14 protein-coding genes, 1 tRNA gene and 2 pseudogenes are annotated in these 17,699 nt (G+C 62.9%); 11 read left to right on the top strand and 6 right to left on the bottom strand.

Features of this window, described 5'->3' with window-relative positions:
* Positions 1 to 103: 103 nt before the first annotated feature.
* Entirely contained in the window at positions 104 to 781 is a 678-nt protein-coding gene (locus tag ADBZ9O_RS09100) for a peptidoglycan endopeptidase (protein ID WP_526530420.1), read from the bottom strand.
* Positions 782 to 1,260: 479 nt separating this feature from the next.
* Here ADBZ9O_RS09100 and ADBZ9O_RS09105 point away from each other — a divergent pair.
* Positions 1,261 to 1,334 (top strand) — tRNA-Leu (locus ADBZ9O_RS09105).
* A 445-nt stretch (positions 1,335 to 1,779) separates the two neighbouring features.
* Here the strand turns inward: ADBZ9O_RS09105 and ADBZ9O_RS09110 are convergent.
* Entirely contained in the window at positions 1,780 to 2,376 is a 597-nt protein-coding gene (locus ADBZ9O_RS09110; protein ID WP_526530422.1) for a TetR/AcrR family transcriptional regulator, read from the bottom strand.
* A 217-nt stretch (positions 2,377 to 2,593) separates the two neighbouring features.
* On the opposite strand from ADBZ9O_RS09110, the gene ADBZ9O_RS09115 reads away from it, so the two are divergent.
* The 8 genes from ADBZ9O_RS09115 to ADBZ9O_RS09150 all read left to right on the top strand — a co-directional run bounded on the left by ADBZ9O_RS09115 (position 2,594) and on the right by ADBZ9O_RS09150 (position 11,839).
* On the top strand, positions 2,594 to 3,358 hold the full coding sequence (locus ADBZ9O_RS09115) for a hypothetical protein (RefSeq protein ID WP_526530424.1): 765 nt from the start codon (positions 2,594 to 2,596) through the stop codon (positions 3,356 to 3,358).
* 214 nt (positions 3,359 to 3,572) lie between these two features.
* On the top strand, positions 3,573 to 4,790 hold the full coding sequence (locus ADBZ9O_RS09120) for an MCE family protein (protein ID WP_526530426.1): 1,218 nt from the start codon (positions 3,573 to 3,575) through the stop codon (positions 4,788 to 4,790).
* Positions 4,787 to 5,809, top strand: a complete 1,023-nt coding sequence (locus ADBZ9O_RS09125) for an MCE family protein (protein WP_526530428.1) — start codon at positions 4,787 to 4,789, stop codon at positions 5,807 to 5,809. Before ADBZ9O_RS09120 ends, ADBZ9O_RS09125 begins: the two co-directional genes overlap by 4 nt.
* Entirely contained in the window at positions 5,809 to 6,891 is a 1,083-nt protein-coding gene (locus ADBZ9O_RS09130) for an MCE family protein (protein WP_526530430.1), read from the top strand. Before ADBZ9O_RS09125 ends, ADBZ9O_RS09130 begins: the two co-directional genes overlap by 1 nt.
* Positions 6,888 to 8,312 carry an MCE family protein gene (locus ADBZ9O_RS09135; protein ID WP_526530432.1) on the top strand — a complete coding sequence of 475 codons (1,425 nt, stop codon included), beginning with the start codon at positions 6,888 to 6,890 and terminating at the stop codon, positions 8,310 to 8,312. The genes ADBZ9O_RS09130 and ADBZ9O_RS09135 overlap by 4 nt, the downstream gene beginning before the upstream one ends.
* Complete coding sequence (locus ADBZ9O_RS09140) at positions 8,309 to 9,652, top strand: MCE family protein (protein ID WP_526530434.1); 1,344 nt, start codon at positions 8,309 to 8,311, stop codon at positions 9,650 to 9,652. Before ADBZ9O_RS09135 ends, ADBZ9O_RS09140 begins: the two co-directional genes overlap by 4 nt.
* Positions 9,652 to 11,268, top strand: a complete 1,617-nt coding sequence (locus ADBZ9O_RS09145) for an MCE family protein (RefSeq protein ID WP_526530436.1) — start codon at positions 9,652 to 9,654, stop codon at positions 11,266 to 11,268. Before ADBZ9O_RS09140 ends, ADBZ9O_RS09145 begins: the two co-directional genes overlap by 1 nt.
* A gap of 109 nt (positions 11,269 to 11,377) precedes the next feature.
* Positions 11,378 to 11,839, top strand: a complete 462-nt coding sequence (locus ADBZ9O_RS09150) for an Rv2253/PknI dimerization domain-containing protein (RefSeq protein ID WP_526530438.1) — start codon at positions 11,378 to 11,380, stop codon at positions 11,837 to 11,839.
* Between the two features lie 1,359 nt (positions 11,840 to 13,198).
* On the opposite strand, the gene ADBZ9O_RS09155 is transcribed toward ADBZ9O_RS09150, so the two are convergent.
* Complete coding sequence (locus ADBZ9O_RS09155) at positions 13,199 to 13,723, bottom strand: hypothetical protein (protein WP_526530440.1); 525 nt, start codon at positions 13,721 to 13,723, stop codon at positions 13,199 to 13,201.
* A 508-nt stretch (positions 13,724 to 14,231) separates the two neighbouring features.
* On the opposite strand from ADBZ9O_RS09155, the gene ADBZ9O_RS09160 reads away from it, so the two are divergent.
* Positions 14,232 to 15,683 carry an alpha-L-fucosidase gene (locus ADBZ9O_RS09160; RefSeq protein ID WP_526530442.1) on the top strand — a complete coding sequence of 484 codons (1,452 nt, stop codon included), beginning with the start codon at positions 14,232 to 14,234 and terminating at the stop codon, positions 15,681 to 15,683.
* Here the strand turns inward: ADBZ9O_RS09160 and ADBZ9O_RS09165 are convergent.
* The 3 genes and pseudogenes from ADBZ9O_RS09165 to ADBZ9O_RS09175 all read right to left on the bottom strand — a co-directional run.
* Positions 15,680 to 15,784 (bottom strand): annotated as a pseudogene (locus ADBZ9O_RS09165) (peptide ABC transporter ATP-binding protein); the annotation flags it as partial. The gene ADBZ9O_RS09160 and the pseudogene ADBZ9O_RS09165 overlap by 4 nt on opposite strands.
* The gene (locus tag ADBZ9O_RS09170; protein ID WP_526530444.1) at positions 15,785 to 16,096 is read right to left on the bottom strand and encodes a GNAT family N-acetyltransferase; all 312 of its coding nucleotides are present in this window, start codon (positions 16,094 to 16,096) and stop codon (positions 15,785 to 15,787) included. It abuts the pseudogene before it with no gap.
* Positions 16,093 to 16,944, bottom strand: coding sequence for a TspO-related membrane protein (locus ADBZ9O_RS09175; RefSeq protein ID WP_526530446.1), 852 nt, complete (start codon positions 16,942 to 16,944; stop codon positions 16,093 to 16,095). Before ADBZ9O_RS09175 ends, ADBZ9O_RS09170 begins: the two co-directional genes overlap by 4 nt.
* An 81-nt stretch (positions 16,945 to 17,025) precedes the next feature.
* On the opposite strand from ADBZ9O_RS09175, the pseudogene ADBZ9O_RS09180 reads away from it, so the two are divergent.
* Positions 17,026 to 17,336 (top strand): annotated as a pseudogene (locus ADBZ9O_RS09180) (STAS/SEC14 domain-containing protein).
* Positions 17,337 to 17,699: the final 363 nt, after the last annotated feature.

Below are 17,699 nucleotides of genomic sequence, written 5' to 3' on the forward strand. Positions count from 1 at the left end.
GCGCGCGCACGTTTTCGGCGCAGAATGCGCGAGCGCCGAGCGTGGACATCACGCTCGGCGCTCGATCGCAGTAGTTGGCCCGGCTGCGGCGGGATGTGACGAACTAGATGGCTTGCGGGGGCATATTCGGATCACCCAGCGGCGCAGGCACTCCCGCGTTGTCCGCGTTGACGATCACCGGGGCATCAGCCGGCGGTGGAACATCGGCAGGCGGCGGCGGGAGTTGCGCGTCGGCGTCGACGATCATCGGATCCATGGGTGCCGGCGGCAAGCCGGGATCGACTGGTGGGGGCGGCAATTCGGGATTCATGATGTCGACCGGGACCACGCCAGGATCCTGATTCATGCCGTCCTCGGGCATCGGCAGATACATGTGATGGGTGAACTGCGGCTGGTATGCGCCACCGCCACCGATTTTCACGCCGCCGCCCTCGCCGCTGGAAACGGGCGTGCCGTCGGGCAGCGTGACGGCGGTGTGGCCGCTGTTCCACCCGATGACCAGGGCGTTTGGTGCGGTGCCGTCTTGGAAACCACGAGCCCGCAGCGCAGCGGCTTCGTTGGCGGTGTGGAACCTGTCGCCGTAAACGGGCCGACCGGTGGCGGCGTTGGAGACCCAGGAGGCCAATCCGGAGCAATCGGTTCCGTGCGGGGAGTCGCCACCGGTGATGTACGGCGTCCCCTGAACCTGACTGATCAGGGTCAGCAGTGTCGCGATATCAATCATGTTGCCGGACACTAACAACGGATTCTGGAGGTTCTCAAAATCTGTGGTTTGCATCACTTTTGGTAACTTAAATGACCGCAGCTACGAAATAGGTGCCAAATATGGTGCTGTGCAACGCTGTTCAGACTGTTGAAATATAGCGGTTACCGTGGAGTTTCACTAATCGTCTCAGCATCCTCTGTGGTGGAGCGGCCAAACGGCGTTCTTAAGAGAACTCTGGCAGAAATAAGCGCCCTTCGTGTGGCGACCATCACAGATATCGCGCAGTATGCCGACGTGCCGCACAGAGCCTTCTGGCTCGTTATCCACCGCCATGGCCTCTTTGGCCGGACTTCGGGGCTCTACGGCGCTCTGAGGGCCGATTTTGGCTGTCGCTGCATGCGGCGTCGGGCCCCTCGATCGGTCGGATAGGGGATGAACAATCGCGGCACCACGGCTGGCAGCGAGTCCTCGGTGATAGGAACGGCCCACCTGCGTGCTGTTAGTGGTGAGTGCGCGATACTCAACCGTCGTGACGCCGTCGATCTCGCCGGCTGGCCCCCATAGCCCAATTGGCAGAGGCAGCGGACTTAAAATCCGCACAGTGTCGGTTCGAGTCCGACTGGGGGCACCGAGAAAGTGCTGGTAAAGGCGTTTTGGAGGCCAAGCGACAACCGTGCGAACCGATCTCGGTGTCACGAATTGTCTCAATCCGAGCAAAAAGTGCCTGCGGTAGCTTTGAGCGCGTTGCCCTGGCTGTAGGCGTACACGGACAGTGTGAACGCCGCGCTGGCGTCTCAGAGCCATACTGCGATGACGGCAATCGGGACCTGGCGCAGATCCGTCTCGGTCACCTTACTCATCTCGCTGGCCGTGTACGGCTCCGACGGCAACTTCAATTTATCGGGCTAGTCGGCGGAGCATCCACGCCATGACACTGGCTTGTGGACGGCGCGTCGGGCGCGTCCCCCACATGACGATCCGCAGTTGGTGTGCGATTCAGTGTGGCGAGGGGGCGGGTCCTGGGTCAGTACGATCGCATCGAAAGATGTACTCCAGCAGGAACTTTGACATTGTCAGCGGTGATGATCGATCAGGTCAGTGATCGCCTTCTGTGCCTCACTCACGCTTACCGGGAGCGTTGCAAAAAGCTCGGCGATCATCATCGCGACCGGGGTCGTCCAGATCAACATCCCCAATGCGACCCCATGCTCGCCGTCGCCGGTCACTCGCTCAACCAGGCCCACGAGGGCAACGCCTAGACGTTCCACCTGTCGTGCGTCGAGCTGTTGGCGCAACTCTTTGGTGGAGATGAGAATCTCCAACCCCGCCATTGCCTTGGGGTTGGCGAACGCCTCCCATGAGGCCCGCACCAAATCCTCGGTGTCGCTGACCTGAGCAGGATCGGACAGAGCTTTGAGCGTTGCGATCAAGCGCTCCATGGCGTCATCGATTACCGCGCTCAACAAGCCGTCGCGGTCCCCAAAGTGATGCTGGATGACACCCCAGCTCACCCCGGCGCGTTCGATGATGTGCCGGGCACTGGCAGCCGAAAACCCTTCTTCCCGGATGCACCGGACTGTCTCGTCGATTAGCAGTTCACGGGTCCGATCGCCACGCTCTTGGCGGCCAGTGCTCGGACGGCGCGGCGTCGTACGGTTGCGCGCCGTCACCGTCGCAGTCCGCCCTGATCGCCGCATCCGCTCATCAACAGCACTTTAGGACACGGGCGCCGGCGCGAGCTCATCGGATCGGTGTGTGCCGATCTTCAAAATAGAAAGATTGTGGCTCTTGCCAGCAAAACATGGCATGTGCAATGCTATGTGGTGTGCAGAGGTCAAACCGGTTGTCCCGCCCAATGTCTCCCGTGGGTGCGCAGAGGTGTGACCGATGACGGAGACCATCGGCGCCACCAACACACAAGAACCCTCATCGGGGAAGCCGGGGCTGTCGGCGCTACAGAAATCGCTCTTTGGTGTTCTGGCGTTCTTCTTCGTCATCCACGTGGTGTTCTGGTATCTCGAATTTCATGTCGGGGTGTCCCACGTCGTCGCCTCCACGACATTGGTCGTCTTGGTCGTGGGCTGCTTCCTGACCGCGCTCGCGCTGCCATGGCTACCGCTTCCGGGTCAGCGGGACCGCACGAAATCGGAACGACTCGGTGCGATGATCATTGTGTGGGTCTTCATCGCCCTGATACCACGATTCATTTGGGAACTACCGTGGCTCTTACTCTTTGACCAAATCAGAGCCGGTGTCGAGAGTGGCGCGCTCTGGACGTACATGTGGTCGCCCATCCTGCTGGGAGGCGACGCACGTTACCTCAACGGCGATCCACTGATCGTCGTTCTTGAGTGGATCGCCTTCTTCATCGGCCTCTTCGAGGCCTATGCGATGGTGCAGTTCTTCCGCAACGGTAAGCAGTTCACCAGCACTCAGCTTTCCTTCATCATGGGCGGGATGATCGTCGAGGTCACTCTGCCAGCGGTCTATTTCGGGGTCGAGATCGCCAACAACCTTCAGAGCATGACCAGCCCGGTGGAGATGTGGATCAAGTTCGTGGTCCTAAACCTTTTGTGGTGCACCATGCCATTGGTCACCTACTTCTGGGGCGTTCGACGTCTGGTCCGCGGGAATCTTGCAGTGAAGTTCTAGCCCACCCTCTGCGAACTCATTCCGCTGGCCTGCGCAGCCAGAGCCAACCCAAACCCGGTGGGGCCAAATCGACCTTGCGATCTGACCGCCGCCTGACTCCCACGCTAGGACCCGGAGCCCACACTGTGACACCGTGCCGATACTTGACCAGTGATGTGGTGGCAGGACAGGGCAATCGAGGGTGTGGCCCGTCCGATCGTTTCACCGATCTCTCATGCCGTGGTGCGACCGAATCGTTTCGCGGGCAATGAAAGAACATGTTCGCCCGTTGGCTGGATTGGGGATGGTAGTGACCATCGGCCTCATCGTGGCCTGTGCGGTCGCATTGTTCCGGGGCAGTTTCGCCGACACCGTGTCGTTGACGGTGATGTCCCAGCGGGCCGGTTTGGTGATGAATCCAGACGCCAAGGTCAAATTTGTTGGAGTACCGGTGGGTCGGGTCGACGCGATCGAAGACCGTCCCGACGGCCAGGCCGCCATTCACATAGCCATCGATCCCGAGGCGCTGTCCAGGATCCCCGATAACGTCATCGTGGACATCTCGTCTGCGACCGTATTTGGCGCCAAGTCGATCGAACTCGTATCACCGCAGCACCCATCGGCGCGCATCCTGCGACCCGGCCAGGTCTTAAGTGCTGAACACGTGACCGTCGAGTTCAACACCATCTTCGAACAGCTCAACTCAGTGCTCTCGACCATTCAGCCGGACAAACTCAACGAGACGCTGGGCGCCATCGCCTCTGCGCTCAATGGTCGGGGAAGCGAATTCGGCCAGACGCTGAGCAGCCTCGACACGCTCCTGGCAAAGATTGAACCGAGCCTGCCCAGTCTGAGCCATGACATCGAGGTGGCACCGGTGGTGCTCAATGCCTACGCCGATGCCGCCCCGGATCTGATCGACAGCGTGAACAACGCGACTCAAATCGGCCAGACCGTCGTCGACCAGCAAGGCGACCTCGACACGCTTCTGGTGAGCGCCATCGGGCTCGCCGATGTTGGAAACGACGTCCTAGGCGCCAACCGCGAGGGAGCTGCAGGTTTGCTGCATGTGCTCGTGCCGACCACCGATCTCACCCAGCGGTACAACCGGGCACTGACGTGCGGGCTGGGCGGAGTCGCCACCATTGCCTCCGGGCCGCCGCTGCAGAAACCCGGGATCACCGACTCAGTCGGGTTCGATCTGGGGCGCGAACGCTACCGCTACCCGACGAACTTACCGAAGGTGGCTGCAACCGGTGGCCCGCAGTGCACGTCGCTGCCAAACGTTCCCTTCGAAACCGGCCCCCCGTTCGTCGTGGCGGATGTCGGCACCAACCAAGCGCAGTACGGGAATCAAGGGATCCTGCTGAACTCTGACGGGCTCAAGCAATTGCTGTTCGGCCCCGTCACCGGGCCGGCGCGCAACAGCGCGCAGATCGGGCAACCAGGATGAACGGGTCGCGCGGACACCTGCTGAAGTTCGGGGCCTTCGGCGCAACGATGATGGTTCTCACGGCCTTCTTGTTCGTCATATTCGGCCAATACCGCACCGGCTCCACCAACGAGTACACCGCGGTATTCGTCAACGTGTCAGGTCTCAGCACCGGCGACTCGGTACGGGCCGGTGGATTGCGGGTCGGTACCGTCCGCGACCTGACACTGCGACCAGACCACACCGTCGTCGTCGCTTTCGACGCCGATCGGAACGTGACGCTCGGCAGCGGCACCAGAGCCGCCGTTCGCTACCTAAATCTCGTGGGCGACCGTTTCCTTGAACTGATCGACGGACCCGGATCGACCAGGACGATGTCGGCGGGATCGCAAATCCCGACAGACCGCACTACCCCCGCGTTAAACCTCGATCTGCTTCTGGGCGGGCTTAAGCCGGTCATCCAGGGGTTGAACCCCCAAGACGTCAACGCCCTGACAGGCGCGCTGCTGCAGGTGTTTCAGGGCGAGGGGGGCACCGTCGAGTCGCTGCTGAGCAAGACCGCGTCGTTCTCCGGCACGCTGGCTGATAACAACGGTGTGATCGAGCGACTCATCGACAACCTGAACATAGTTGTTACCACGATCGCTTCCAACGGTGATCAGTTCTCCGGCGCTATCGACCGCCTCCAACGTCTGGTGACCGAGCTATCGGCCGAACGCGACCCGATCGGCACTGCCATCGACTCGCTGAACAACGGAACGGCGTCGCTTACTGACCTCTTGGGACAGGCGCGAGCACCACTGAAAGGCACCGTCGATCAGTTGAACCGGCTCGCGCCGCTACTCGATAACGACAAAGGCTTACTCGACGGCGCTCTGCAATCCGCGCCGGAGAACTACCGCAAACTGGTCCGTCTCGGCTCCTACGGCAGCTGGCTCAACTACTACATCTGCGAACTATCCGTGCGGGTCACCGACCTGCAGGGTCGCACCGCTGTATTCCCGTTCATCAAACAGGACAACGGAAGGTGCGCGGAATAGTGCTCAAATACCGTGAATCTGGCCTCGTCCGAACAGGTTTCATCGGCGTCGTGCTGATCATCCTCGTCATCGCCGTCGGACTGCAACCGGAACGGCTCATCGGATGGGCAACATCGCTGCGCTATCAGGCGCTGTTCGCCGAAGCTGGCGGCCTCAGCGCCGGAAACGACGTCCGCCTATCAGGAATGAAAGTCGGGACTGTCGCTGAGGTGACACTGGACAAGGGCAAGGCCCTCGTCACTTTCAGTGTCGACAGCACTGTCATGCTCGGATCCGATAGCACAGCCCATATCGAGACTGGGACGCTACTGGGCCAGCGAATCTTGACGTTGGAGTCCGCTGGCAACACCACACTTCATCGCGGTGAGGTCATCCCGCTGGCACGCACGTCGTCGCCGTATTCCCTCACAGAGGCTGTCGGCGACCTCACCGCCAACACCGCCGGCACCAACACTCAGAGCGTCAACGAGGCACTGGACACGTTGTCCGACACCATAAATCAGATCGCTCCGCAGCTCGGCCCAACATTCGATGGCCTGACTCGGCTCTCGCGCTCGCTCAACAGCCGCAACGACACCCTGCGTGAACTGCTCACCAGCGCCAGCACGGTCACCGGAGTCCTGGCCCAGCGCAGCGAACAGCTCAACACCCTCATCGTCAACGCCAATGATCTGATTGGTGTGCTCAACGATCGACGGGAAGTGATCGTCGGCCTGCTCACCAGCACCTCAGAGGTGTCCAAGCAACTGACCGGTCTGGTCGCCGATAACGAGGAGCAGCTTGCGCCGGCCTTGCAAAAACTCAACTCTGTGACCGCGATGTTGGAGAAGAACCGTGACAACATCGCCAAGGCGTTACCCGGATTGGCGAAATACGAGGTCACTCAGGGCGAGGCTGTCGCCAGCGGGTACTACTACAACTCCTATGTACCCAATCTCATACCGTCGCAGGTGTTGCAGCCATTCCTGGACTACGCGTCAGGGTTCCGGCGTGGAGCCGACAACGGTCGCCCACCGGATAACGCCGGTCCGCGCGCCGAACTGCCTTTGCCTTACAACGGGATTCCGGGCGGCACACGATGAACGCCAAGCGGTTGACGCCGTGGGCGGCGGCCCTATTGGTCATATCCTCGCTTGGAGGGGCCGCGGTCATTGTGCGGAATGCCTACTTCGCACCGAGATCGATTACCGCGTACTTCACCAGTGCCACAGGCATCTACCCAGGTGACGAGGCCCGCGTCTCCGGGGTCAAGGTCGGCTCCATCGCCTCCATCGATCCGGTCGGGGCGCAAGCCAAAATGGTCATCCAGCTCGATCGCGGCGTACCTATTCCCGCCGACGCCAAGGCCATCATCGTGGCCCAAAGCCTGATCGCCGCACGTTATGTACAACTCACACCCGCCTATGAGACAACCGGGCCCACCATGCCCGACGAGGCCGTGATTCCCGTCGAGCGCACCGCGGTTCCCGTGGAGTGGGATCAGGTGAAGGAGCAATTAACGCGGTTGGCAACAGATTTGGGGCCGCGCAATGGTGTGTCGGGATCGTCGGCGTCCCGGTTCATCGATAGCGCAGCTAACGCGATGGACGGCAATGGGGCCAAATTGCGCCAGACCCTGGCGCAGCTGTCGGGGCTGGGCCGAATCTTGGCCGAGGGCAGCGGCAACATCGTCGACGTATTGAAGAACCTGCAGACCTTTGTCACCACGCTGCGCGACAGCAACCAGCAGATCGTCGAATTCCAAGGACGGTTCGCCACCTTGACCAGCGTGGTAAACGACAACACCGACCTAGGCTCGACGCTGACCGATCTGAACTCGGCCATCGTCGATGTGCAACGCTTCGTAGCCGGAAGCCGAGACCAAACGGCCGAACAAGTGCAGCGCCTTGCCAATGTCACCGTGAATCTGGCCGAGCACCGGCGCGACCTGGAGAACATCCTACATGTCGCGCCCAACGCAATCGCCAACGCCTACAACATTTACAACCCCGACACCCACAGCCAGGTCGGGGCGTTTGTGCTGAACAACTTTTCGAATCCGACCGCGTTCCTGTGCACCGCGATCGGGGCGGTCGCCGACGTTACGGCATCAGAAACGGCGAAGCTGTGCGCGCAATACCTAGGTCCGGCGTTGAACACCGTTGGCGTTAACTACCTGCCCTTTCCGTTGAATCCATACCTGATGAAGTCACCAAGCCCGGAAAACCTGATCTACTCCGAACCGAACCTCGCGCCCGGGGGCTCCGGACCCGAACCAGCACCGCCCGAGCTGGCACCTTCGGTCTCGGCCTACACCGGCCTCGACGGGGATCAGCCACCACCACCTGGGTACGGAGCGCCACCAGCAATAGCACCGGGCCCATCGGCACCCGATCACCTACCCGCTGCCCCCTCGCCGGCGTTGTTCCCCGGAGCGCCGGTGCCCGCACCACAAGCCCTGCCGGACCTCCTCCTACCCGCCGAGGCCGCACCGCCGCCCGCACAGACAGGGCCACCGTCATGACCTATCACAAGACACTGCACCGATTGACGGCAATCGGCGCCTGCGCGGCGCTGACGCTCACCGGCTGCACGTTCAACGGACTGAATTCTCTGCCTTTGCCCGGCGCGGTCGGGCAAGGCTCCGGTGCCAGCCTCTACCGCGTGCAGTTCGCGAATATCGGTACCCTGGAATCAAATTCACCGGTGCTCATCGACGATGTCATCGTCGGAAGCGTCGGAAAAATGACCTTCTCGAACTGGCACATCGATGTCGAGGTCTCGGTGCGACCCGGTGTCGCTATACCGGCTAACGCAGTGGCCAGCATCGGACAGACCAGCCTACTGGGATCGATGCACGTCTCATTGGACCCGCCGCTCGGTCAAGCCCCACAAGGACACCTGCAGCCGGGGGCCACCATCGGTACTGACAAAACCTCAACGTTCCCCTCCACAGAGAAGACACTGTCCTCCCTCTCGGCGGTCGTCAACGGTGGAGGGCTGGGGCAAATCGGCGACATCATCCATAATTTTGCTGCGGCGCTGGCCGGGCGTGAAGGCGACATCCGCGATCTACTCACGCGCCTGAACACTTTCATCGGCACACTGGATCGCCAGCGCGACAACATCATCGCCTCCATCACCGCGCTGAACAGACTAACCGGCACCTTCGCAGACCAGCGCGACAGCATCACCCGCGCCCTGGCCACGATCCCCGCCGCCCTGGATGTGCTCAACCGTGAACGTCCCCGCATCACCACCGCGCTGGAGAAACTGGGTACCTTCAGCGATACCGCCACCGGATTGATCAACGACACCCAGGCCGACCTGGTGACCAACCTCAAGAACCTTGAGCCGACCCTGCGCGCACTGGCTGACGTCGGACCCGGGCTGGACAACGGGCTGGCCTTCGCGTCGGTTTTCCCCTTCGGCACAGATCTGGTCAAGCGGGCTGTCAAAGGCGATTACCTCAACTTTTTCGGTCAAATCGACCTCACAGTTCCGCGCCTCAAGCGGTCACTGCTGCTGGGCACACGCTGGGGTGACCAAAACACACCGCTGGTCCCCGCGCCGGGCGAGCCCTACTACAGCAAATACACCAACGATCCTCTTGGGCTCCCGCTAGCGCCGCCGCCGCCGGGCGGCCCACTCGGGCCTGTCCCTGGCAATCCGCCGACGCCGGCGCTGCAAGCGTTACCGCCAGGTGCTGTGCTGCCGGCCAGCCCACCACCTGCGGCGACGACTGATGGGACGTCTCCGCCGCCTGGCGCTTCGCCACCGATCTTCGCCGGCCCGTATGGCGTTCAGCCGCAGGCAAATCCGGCACCTAATTCCAGTCCTGCGCCGACACCTGGGGGCGGGTAATGCTGACCCGTTTCATCAAAACCCAGCTTGTGATCTTCACCATCACCTCGGTCGTCGGGTTGTCGGTGATGATCTTCGGATACATGCAGGCACCGGTACTGCTAGGCATCGGGCATATCACCGTGACCCTGGAGCTGCCCACATCCGGTGGGCTCTACCCTCTCAGCAACGTCACCTACCGCGGCGTGCAGGTCGGCAAGGTCACCGACGTGAAGGCCGTCGACGGACCACACGCTCAAGCGACGCTATCGCTGAACTCGTCCCCGAAAATCTCGGCGAACCTCACTGCTCGCGTACTGAGCGTCTCGGCGGTGGGGGAGCAGTATGTCGATTTGCAACCCTTGGACCAGATGCCGCCATACCTACACGACGGATCGGTCATCGCGATGGCAGACACCACGATCCCTCAACGCGTCGGGCCGATGCTTGACCAACTCAGCGCTCTGGTCGCTACCATCCCCAAGGACAAGTTCAATTCGCTGCTCGACGAATCATTCACCGCGTTTCACGGCGCCGGCTACGACTTCGGGTCGCTGCTGGACTCCTCGTCGAAGATCACCGGCGACCTCACCACGGTCGCCGATCAAACCCGGGTACTCATCGATGACAGCGGCGCGCTGCTGGATGGGCAAGCCGAGAGCGCCGACGCGCTGAAAACATGGGCACACGGATTCGCCGGCCTCACAGATCAAGTGGCACAAAATGATTCGCAAGTGCGGACGCTCTTCCATACCGGGCCCGGAGCTGCCGACGAAGTCTCGCGACTGCTCAACCAAGTCAAACCCACCCTGCCGGTGCTGCTGGCAAACCTCACCAGCGTCGGGCAAGTCTTGGTCACCTATAACGCATCACTGGAACAACTTCTGGTCTTACTGCCGCCCTACATCGCCTCCATCCAAGCCGCCACCCCCGTCAACAACAGCACCGGACAGGCACTAGGTGACTTCGCCATCACCATCGCCGACCCGCCAGCGTGCACCGTCGGCTTCCTACCCCCAAGCTCGTGGCGTTCGCCCGATGACCTCACCGACGTGGACACCCCCGACGGGCTGTACTGCAAACTGCCGCAGGACGCACCAATCGCCGTTCGGGGCGCACGCAATTACCCCTGCATCGAACATCCCGGAAAACGTGCCGCTACTGTCGAAGACTGCGACAGCGACAAGCCGTTCCAACCACTGGCCACCCGCCAACACGCGCTGGGCCCGGCACCACTGGACCCGAACCTCATCGCTCAAGGCGTTCCACCGGATGCCCGAGTAAACCCCGGTGAGAATATCTACGGTCCACTAGAAGGCACTCCCTTGCCGCCTGTACAACCTCCAGCGGACGGCCCTCCAAACGGGACTGAAAACGCCACCGCGGGGCCCGTTGCGCCTCAGACCTCCTCGGCGGGACCATCACCGATCCCAGAGTCAACCACCGACGGCCCTACGGCAGCGCCAAGTGCGTTCGTCGCCAACCAACCCGGACAACCGGCGCCGGTTGCGGTCGCACGATACAACCCGAAATCCGGTGCCTATATGGCTCCCGACGGCAAGTTCTATGCCCAAACGAACCTTGTTGCCGCAACGGCACCTCCGGCGTGGACCGACCTGGTCCTTCCCTCGCCATAGCTGCTGGACCAGCTTGAGCGGCAAACCAACCCGCGCCCAATGAGAAAGGCCCCACATGATCCGAGCAACGGCGATCTCAGTCGCAGCGCTTCTGTGTACGGCCTTACTCGTGGTGAACGCGACCCCGCGCGCCGTCGCGGACTACGCGCAGTACGCCATGAACGGGACGTTCGCCGTCGTATCCAATGGCGAGTGGGCGATGATGAACGACCGCTATCAAGACGCACCGACGGTACGCAGCACGTGGACCGTCTCATCGACCTGTACCACCGCGAGCACGTGCGCAGGCACGGTCACCAGCAGTCTTGGCTGGACCGAAGACATTTACACCGAGGCCGGCTACTTCTGGTTCGTCAAACACGCAGTGCCCGAATGGATACCGTGCCCGGACGGCACCACCGCTCCTGGGCTTCAGGTGTATAAATTCTATCCGGCCGCCGACAGTGGTCTTCTCCAGAGGATTACGGATCAGTGGCTCGGCGAAGACGAAACAACAGGCGTCAGCGGCAACTGCGGACGAAACCGATCCCTCGTCCTGAACCTGCCGGTCAAGATCACCAAAGTGGACTGAGCGATGCCTCGGTCGCACGCCACGTCGCCGATGTGATGCAACCCAGCGCTCCGCAGAGTCGCAGATGGGCACATGAAGCGCGAGGAAAACAGTCGACATCGTCACATAGAACGCTCATTCAACTTGGTGCCGAACGGATTTCGCGAGACAAGGACCTGACGCGCCAGTTTCGAATCATTGGTACGGCTCCCCCTGTTCAGAGGGACCGCCGTGGCGGACGTCCGGCTGTACCTATGTGCTATCGCCCAGTACACCGGCGTCCCAGAGGAGGTGGTGCTGGGCGGTCTGCGCGAACCGGCTACGGAATGGTTGGCGATGGCGCACAGAGCCATGAGATGCATGCCTGGGATCGCAGACATCGAGTCGGGTCGGTGCCGCGGAAGGGTCAGTCATCGGCGGTGGTGTGAAGCACGTGGGTGCTTCGCTGGGGCCGCCTTGTCACGAGGTGGTCACGAGACCCGCGAAACGTGGCGAAATGCCTGGGCATCCCTCGGGTCCATCGCTGCAGTTCAGCGATATTCAGACGCGCGTAATCGCCGATCTTCGGACTGTAAATCTGTCGGCTGACCCCTAGACAGCTTCGAATCCTGTAGCTGTCACGCGGGCGCGTTCGCAGGCGGTGTGCGTGTTAGTCACGTCGGGCGGGAATCCCCGCGGGGATTGTTGTCTGCATGCGTTCATGCGGCGGACGGGCGAGCCGGACTACCTAACGATGTCTGACGGAGCACCCCCTTTAGAGTCGCACCGTGCTGGACAGGTATGAATTCGTCGACCTCGCCGACTGGACCCGCGGAGAGAGTGAACAAGGAGGTGATGAGGCGAAGCGATGGTTCATGGGGCCCGAGTCCTCGCTGCATTCCAACCACCGGCTGTTCAAGCCACGCCGAATCAAAATACCCAAAATGTCAAGGAACGGCAGCGCCTGGGGGACGCCACTGGGATAGGCCTGCTAGACGGGATTTCGCACCACCGACTCAGCCCTGCGAGCCGGTCTCAGTGTCACGAGTTGTCACATAATCGCCCGAAACTGCTTGCTGTTTAGGGCATCGTCCTGGCGATGGGCGTAGACCGACAGCGTGAAGGTGGCGCTGGCGTGGCCCCGTCCATGAGCACGGTGACAACGGTGCCGCGTAGGTCTTGCAGTCGCTGTCGGGGCGGCGGCGTCCTGGCGTGGATCCGCCGTGGGGGCAGGAGTTGACGGTGCCGGGCCCAGCGGGTGTTGTCACGCTGGCCACAGCCTAACGCCGAAAGCCGTCAGCCGCCTCGGTCCGATGGGAGCGGTATGCGGATTTGCCGGCGCCACGGTCACATTCACCACCGGCGGCCGTCAGCAGGCCGGGCGATCCCCACGGATCGGGTCTACCGCAGGTTACCGGTGAGTGTGTTCAGCGACTGTGCGTCCTTGGCGAGCCAGTTGGCGAGGCCCTCGCTGGTCTGGGTGTACTGGTCCATGGTGGACTGAAATTCGATCATCTGTGACTGAGTTGCGCTGGTAAGGCTGTCGATTTCGGCGGTGATCGCGTCCTTTTCGCTCTGGCTCAGGTTCGGATCTTGAACCTTGTCTTTGAGCGCCGCGAGGTTGTCGCTGTTCGCCTTGACCTGGGCCGACTGCGCGCGTACCTGCGCGTCGAGCCACGATTGCCGGTCTGTATTGACCTGCAGCATGAGCTGATCGAGGCTCATGTTTGCGTAATTGGGCGGGATCGCCGTGGCAGGCGCAAACGGCGCGGCCGGGGCTGTGATGCCCTGTTGGTCGGCGAGGGCGTGGACGAGTTGTTGCTCGGTCACCAGTACGTCGGCCTCGTCGTCGACCACCGCGACGACTTCGGGCAAGAAGCCGGGATCGCTGTCCACCTGCTGCCTTAGCGTGACGACCTCCGCCACCTCCGCGTCGATGTCAGCCAGCCGCTTCGCCAGGTCGGCTTTGTCAATGGGAGACATCTCAGTGGGATCAGACCCGAGCTTGGAGGCGGGCGGCCCGCCCGGATCGTCAGGGGCCGGCCCTCCGCCGGCGCCTTGGCCGGAATCGGTGGGTGCAGTCCCGGACGGTGAGTCCCCGCCCGGGGCATTCGGGCTCCCATCCGAGGAGCCATCGGAGCTGGAGCCCGAACCGGACGGGTCGGCGACCGCAACGCCCGGGGCAAGCACCATGCCCAGAGTGATCAGAACCGTGAGTGCACCTCTGGACAGTGCGTGCATCGTTTCCCCCGAACGCACGGGAACATCCCGGATTTCGTGGAGTGTAGACCGCGGTCGTCACAGTGTGTGCTAGATGCAAGAACGGGGCGGGGTACCGCCCCACCCGATCGGACATCCGTGCGACAGCGTTCCGCTGTAGAACGCTGGCCGACGCTGTCGCCGAGGGCGTCGAACGCGGCGTAGCCTTCGGCGCATGTACGCAGCGGCCTGGGAGTCCGTCGGCTCGCATCCGCTCCCGGACTGGTATGACGACGCCAAACTCGGTGTCTTCCTGCACTGGGGCCTGTACTCGGTACCCGGATGGGCGCCACAGGTCCCCGACATCCAGCAGCTGCTCAAGAACAGCGGGCCCGCAGAGATGTTGCGGGACAACCCCTATGCCGAGTGGTATCTCAACACCAGCCGGCTCGAGGGCAGCCCCACCTGGTATCACCAGCGCGACACCTACGGCCCGGCCGCCGGCTATGACGACTTCGTCCCGGTCTTCGACGAGGGCACCGCCACCGCCGACATGGCGGCCATCGCCGCGACGTGCCGCGACGCCGGCGCGCGCTACGTGGTGCTCACCACCAAGCACCACGACGGCTTCTGCCTGTGGCCCACCGAACTGGTGCATCCCCGCAAGGGCCACTACCACGCCAAGCGCGATATCGTCGGCGACCTTCGCGCGGCCGTGCACGCGGCCGGCATGCGGATGGGTCTGTACTACTCGGGCGGCTACGACTGGCCGTATAACGACGCGCTGCTGGCCAACCCCGCCGACAGCTTCCTGGCCATCCCGCACACCCCCGACTACGTGCGCTATGCCACCGCGCACGTGCGTGATCTCATCGACCGCTACCAGCCGTCGGTGCTGTGGAACGACATCGGCTGGCCCGCCGGCGGCGACCTCGCCGCGCTGTTCGCCGAGTACTACAATGCGGTGCCCGACGGGGTGATCAACGACCGCTGGATCGAGCCGCCCGCCCACCGCGGCGCCGTCTCCGACAGGCTCGCCCGCATCGGAGGCTCTCTGGTGCAACGGTTCTGGTCAATCATTCCGGAGGAGCGCAAGTCGCTGACCTTCCCGGCGAGCCATCACTACGACATCCGCACCCCCGAGTACGCGCAGTTCGACACGATCCAGGCCAAGAAGTGGGAGTCCACCCGCGGTGTCGGGCATTCGTTCGGGGCCAACCGCAATGAGCGTCCCGAGGACATCGTCACGGCCACCGAGCTGGTCCGCTCGTTCGCCGACATCGTCGCGAAGAACGGCAACCTTCTGATCGGCATCGGGCCGGACCAGTACGGCAGGTTCCCTGAGGAGCAACGCGTACCCCTGCGCGGGCTGGGGCAGTGGCTGACCGTCAACGGCGAGGCCATCTTCGGGACCCGGCCGTGGCGCATCGCGCAGACCACCACCACCGAGGGCGGCGAGGTGCGGTTCACCCAGCGCGACGGGTGGGTGTACGCGATCCTGCTCGACGTCTCCGCACGCGAATTCGGGATCCGCGGCATCGAGGCCACCGAGGCTCGGATGCTGGGTCTCGACGAGCCGATCGAGGCGACGACGACCCACAGCATGCTGCGAGTGCGGCTGCCGCAACGGCTGCCGGTGTCACCGGCCTACGTGCTGAACCTCGGCCGCGGGGCGCGCCCGATCTAGAGCACCTTGGACAGGAACTCCTGCAGCCGAACGCGTTTCGGGTTGCCGAAGACCTCGTCGGGGGTGTCGTCCTCGACGATGTTGCCGTCTGCCAGAGGCATCTAGTCACGATCGGTGACGTCGGCGTAGACCGGGTGCTTGTCGATGAAATCGGCCACCATCGAGCAACTCGGCACGATCCGCAGCCCCGCGGCGCGGGTGGATCGTAAGGCTTCGGCGACGAGAATCGTTGCCAGACCACGACCTTGGTACTGCGCTGCCACTTCGGTGTGCGGGAAGATGCGACGTCCGTCGCGGTCATGGAAGTCGGCCAATCCGACCATGCGACCGTCGACCTCGATCGTGAACCGCCCCGGCTCTTCGGCGACTCTAGTGGCTGCACCGGTTCGGTCACGGGGCGTTTCGACGCTCATGGGATTCCTCGGTCGCGGATCTGTATCGAAAGTTCGCTCTCTCGCGCGTCGGCACCCGGCCTCAGCCGATATGCGGTGGCGAGGGCGGTGACGACGACGATGACGGCGCCGACGGCGCTGACGCCGGCCAGGATCGGCGAACCACGGTGGGCTGCGCCGAGAGCCGCGGCGATCAGCGCCCACAGGACGCCCGCGACGTACCCGGGAGTGCCACGCAACAGCACCGTCAGGGCGACACCAGTCATGGTGGCTGCCACCAGTATCAGCGCCTGCCACAGCGTCGCCGTGGGTGACCAGCCCGTGTCGATCAATGCGGCCGCGACATTGACGAATACCGCGATGCTGCTCCAGCCGAGGTACAGCCCGAAGGTGAGGGTGGCCAGCACCGCCAGCCATCGTGGGCAGGTCAGGTCGCCGTGATGTCGGACCAGCAGTCGCATCATGTCGGTCAAGGCGGCGACCATCACAGCGAATACGGCGACGGTGCACCACAACCAGTTGTTCGCGGCGAACACCAGCCAGACGCTGAAGCCGACGAACACCACGGATGCCTCGATGAGCAGACGCATCTCCCACTGCGCGCCCAGACCACGCCAGAGCACTCCGGCCGCGGTGGCGACACACAGCACACAGATCAGACCCCAGATCGAAAACGCGTAGCCCGACGGCGTGATCACCGCGTCGTTCGTCACCCCCGACCTGAGGAAGTCGCCCGCGAGCCTCGCGGTGATCGCCGGCGTCCCCAGCTGAGCCACCGCCAGTAGTGCAACGACCACACGCCAGATTCCGACTCTTGGCGTTGACCCCGACGTCGTGACGCTGCTGGGGTCAGAGACGTTGTGCGACATGATCCTCAGTCCTGCCCGGTCGCCACCGGCGTTCTGGCCGGCAGGAACGTGCGACCAATCCTTTGAACATGGGGCACCGCGATTCTACCGGCGACTGGGCACCAGCGGCACCTACCGAGGGTCATGGAAACCCTGCTGAAGATGGACGAGATCAGGATCGTCGAGGTCATTGCCTCCGACTACGAAGGTTTCAGTTCCGGCGGGCTGGTCGAGGACATCAAGCTGGGTTTCGGCACACTGTTTCACCGCCATTCGGCGTTCAAGCGGACCGCGGCACCGATAAGGGATGGATCGGCCACACGCTGCATGCCCTGTCGTGGATGGTTCCCGGCGAGGTCGCCCTGTTCGGCCTCGACGAGCTCGATCGCGCCAAAGAATGGGCGGCAGGCTGAGCCTGGAAGGCAGCTCTGACATCGTTTGCCGGCACCACTGTGGACGTCACAAGGCGGCGTAGACCGTTGATGGTGGATGGAGCTCACGCGACTGATTTGCGAGTAACGAGCGCCCAGTCAGTGCGCCGAGTCCCCATCACGGCCGTTGTGGCACGAAATCATTGACGCTCGCGTAGATTTCGCTGGAAATCCCGAGGTAGACGTGGTCGTCGTCCCTGTGGCAGGACCGCCACAACAGTAGCTGTGAATGTCGAACGCCTCGTCCCAACAGGCCGCAGATGCTTGCGTTAGTAACAATTCGGACACTCCGTGGCCCCCTCGCGCGCCGATCATGGATTTGCCGAGCCGGTCGGGGCACACTGT

This window comes from Mycobacterium sp. (genome assembly GCF_965229105.1).
Classification (GTDB): domain Bacteria; phylum Actinomycetota; class Actinomycetes; order Mycobacteriales; family Mycobacteriaceae; genus Mycobacterium.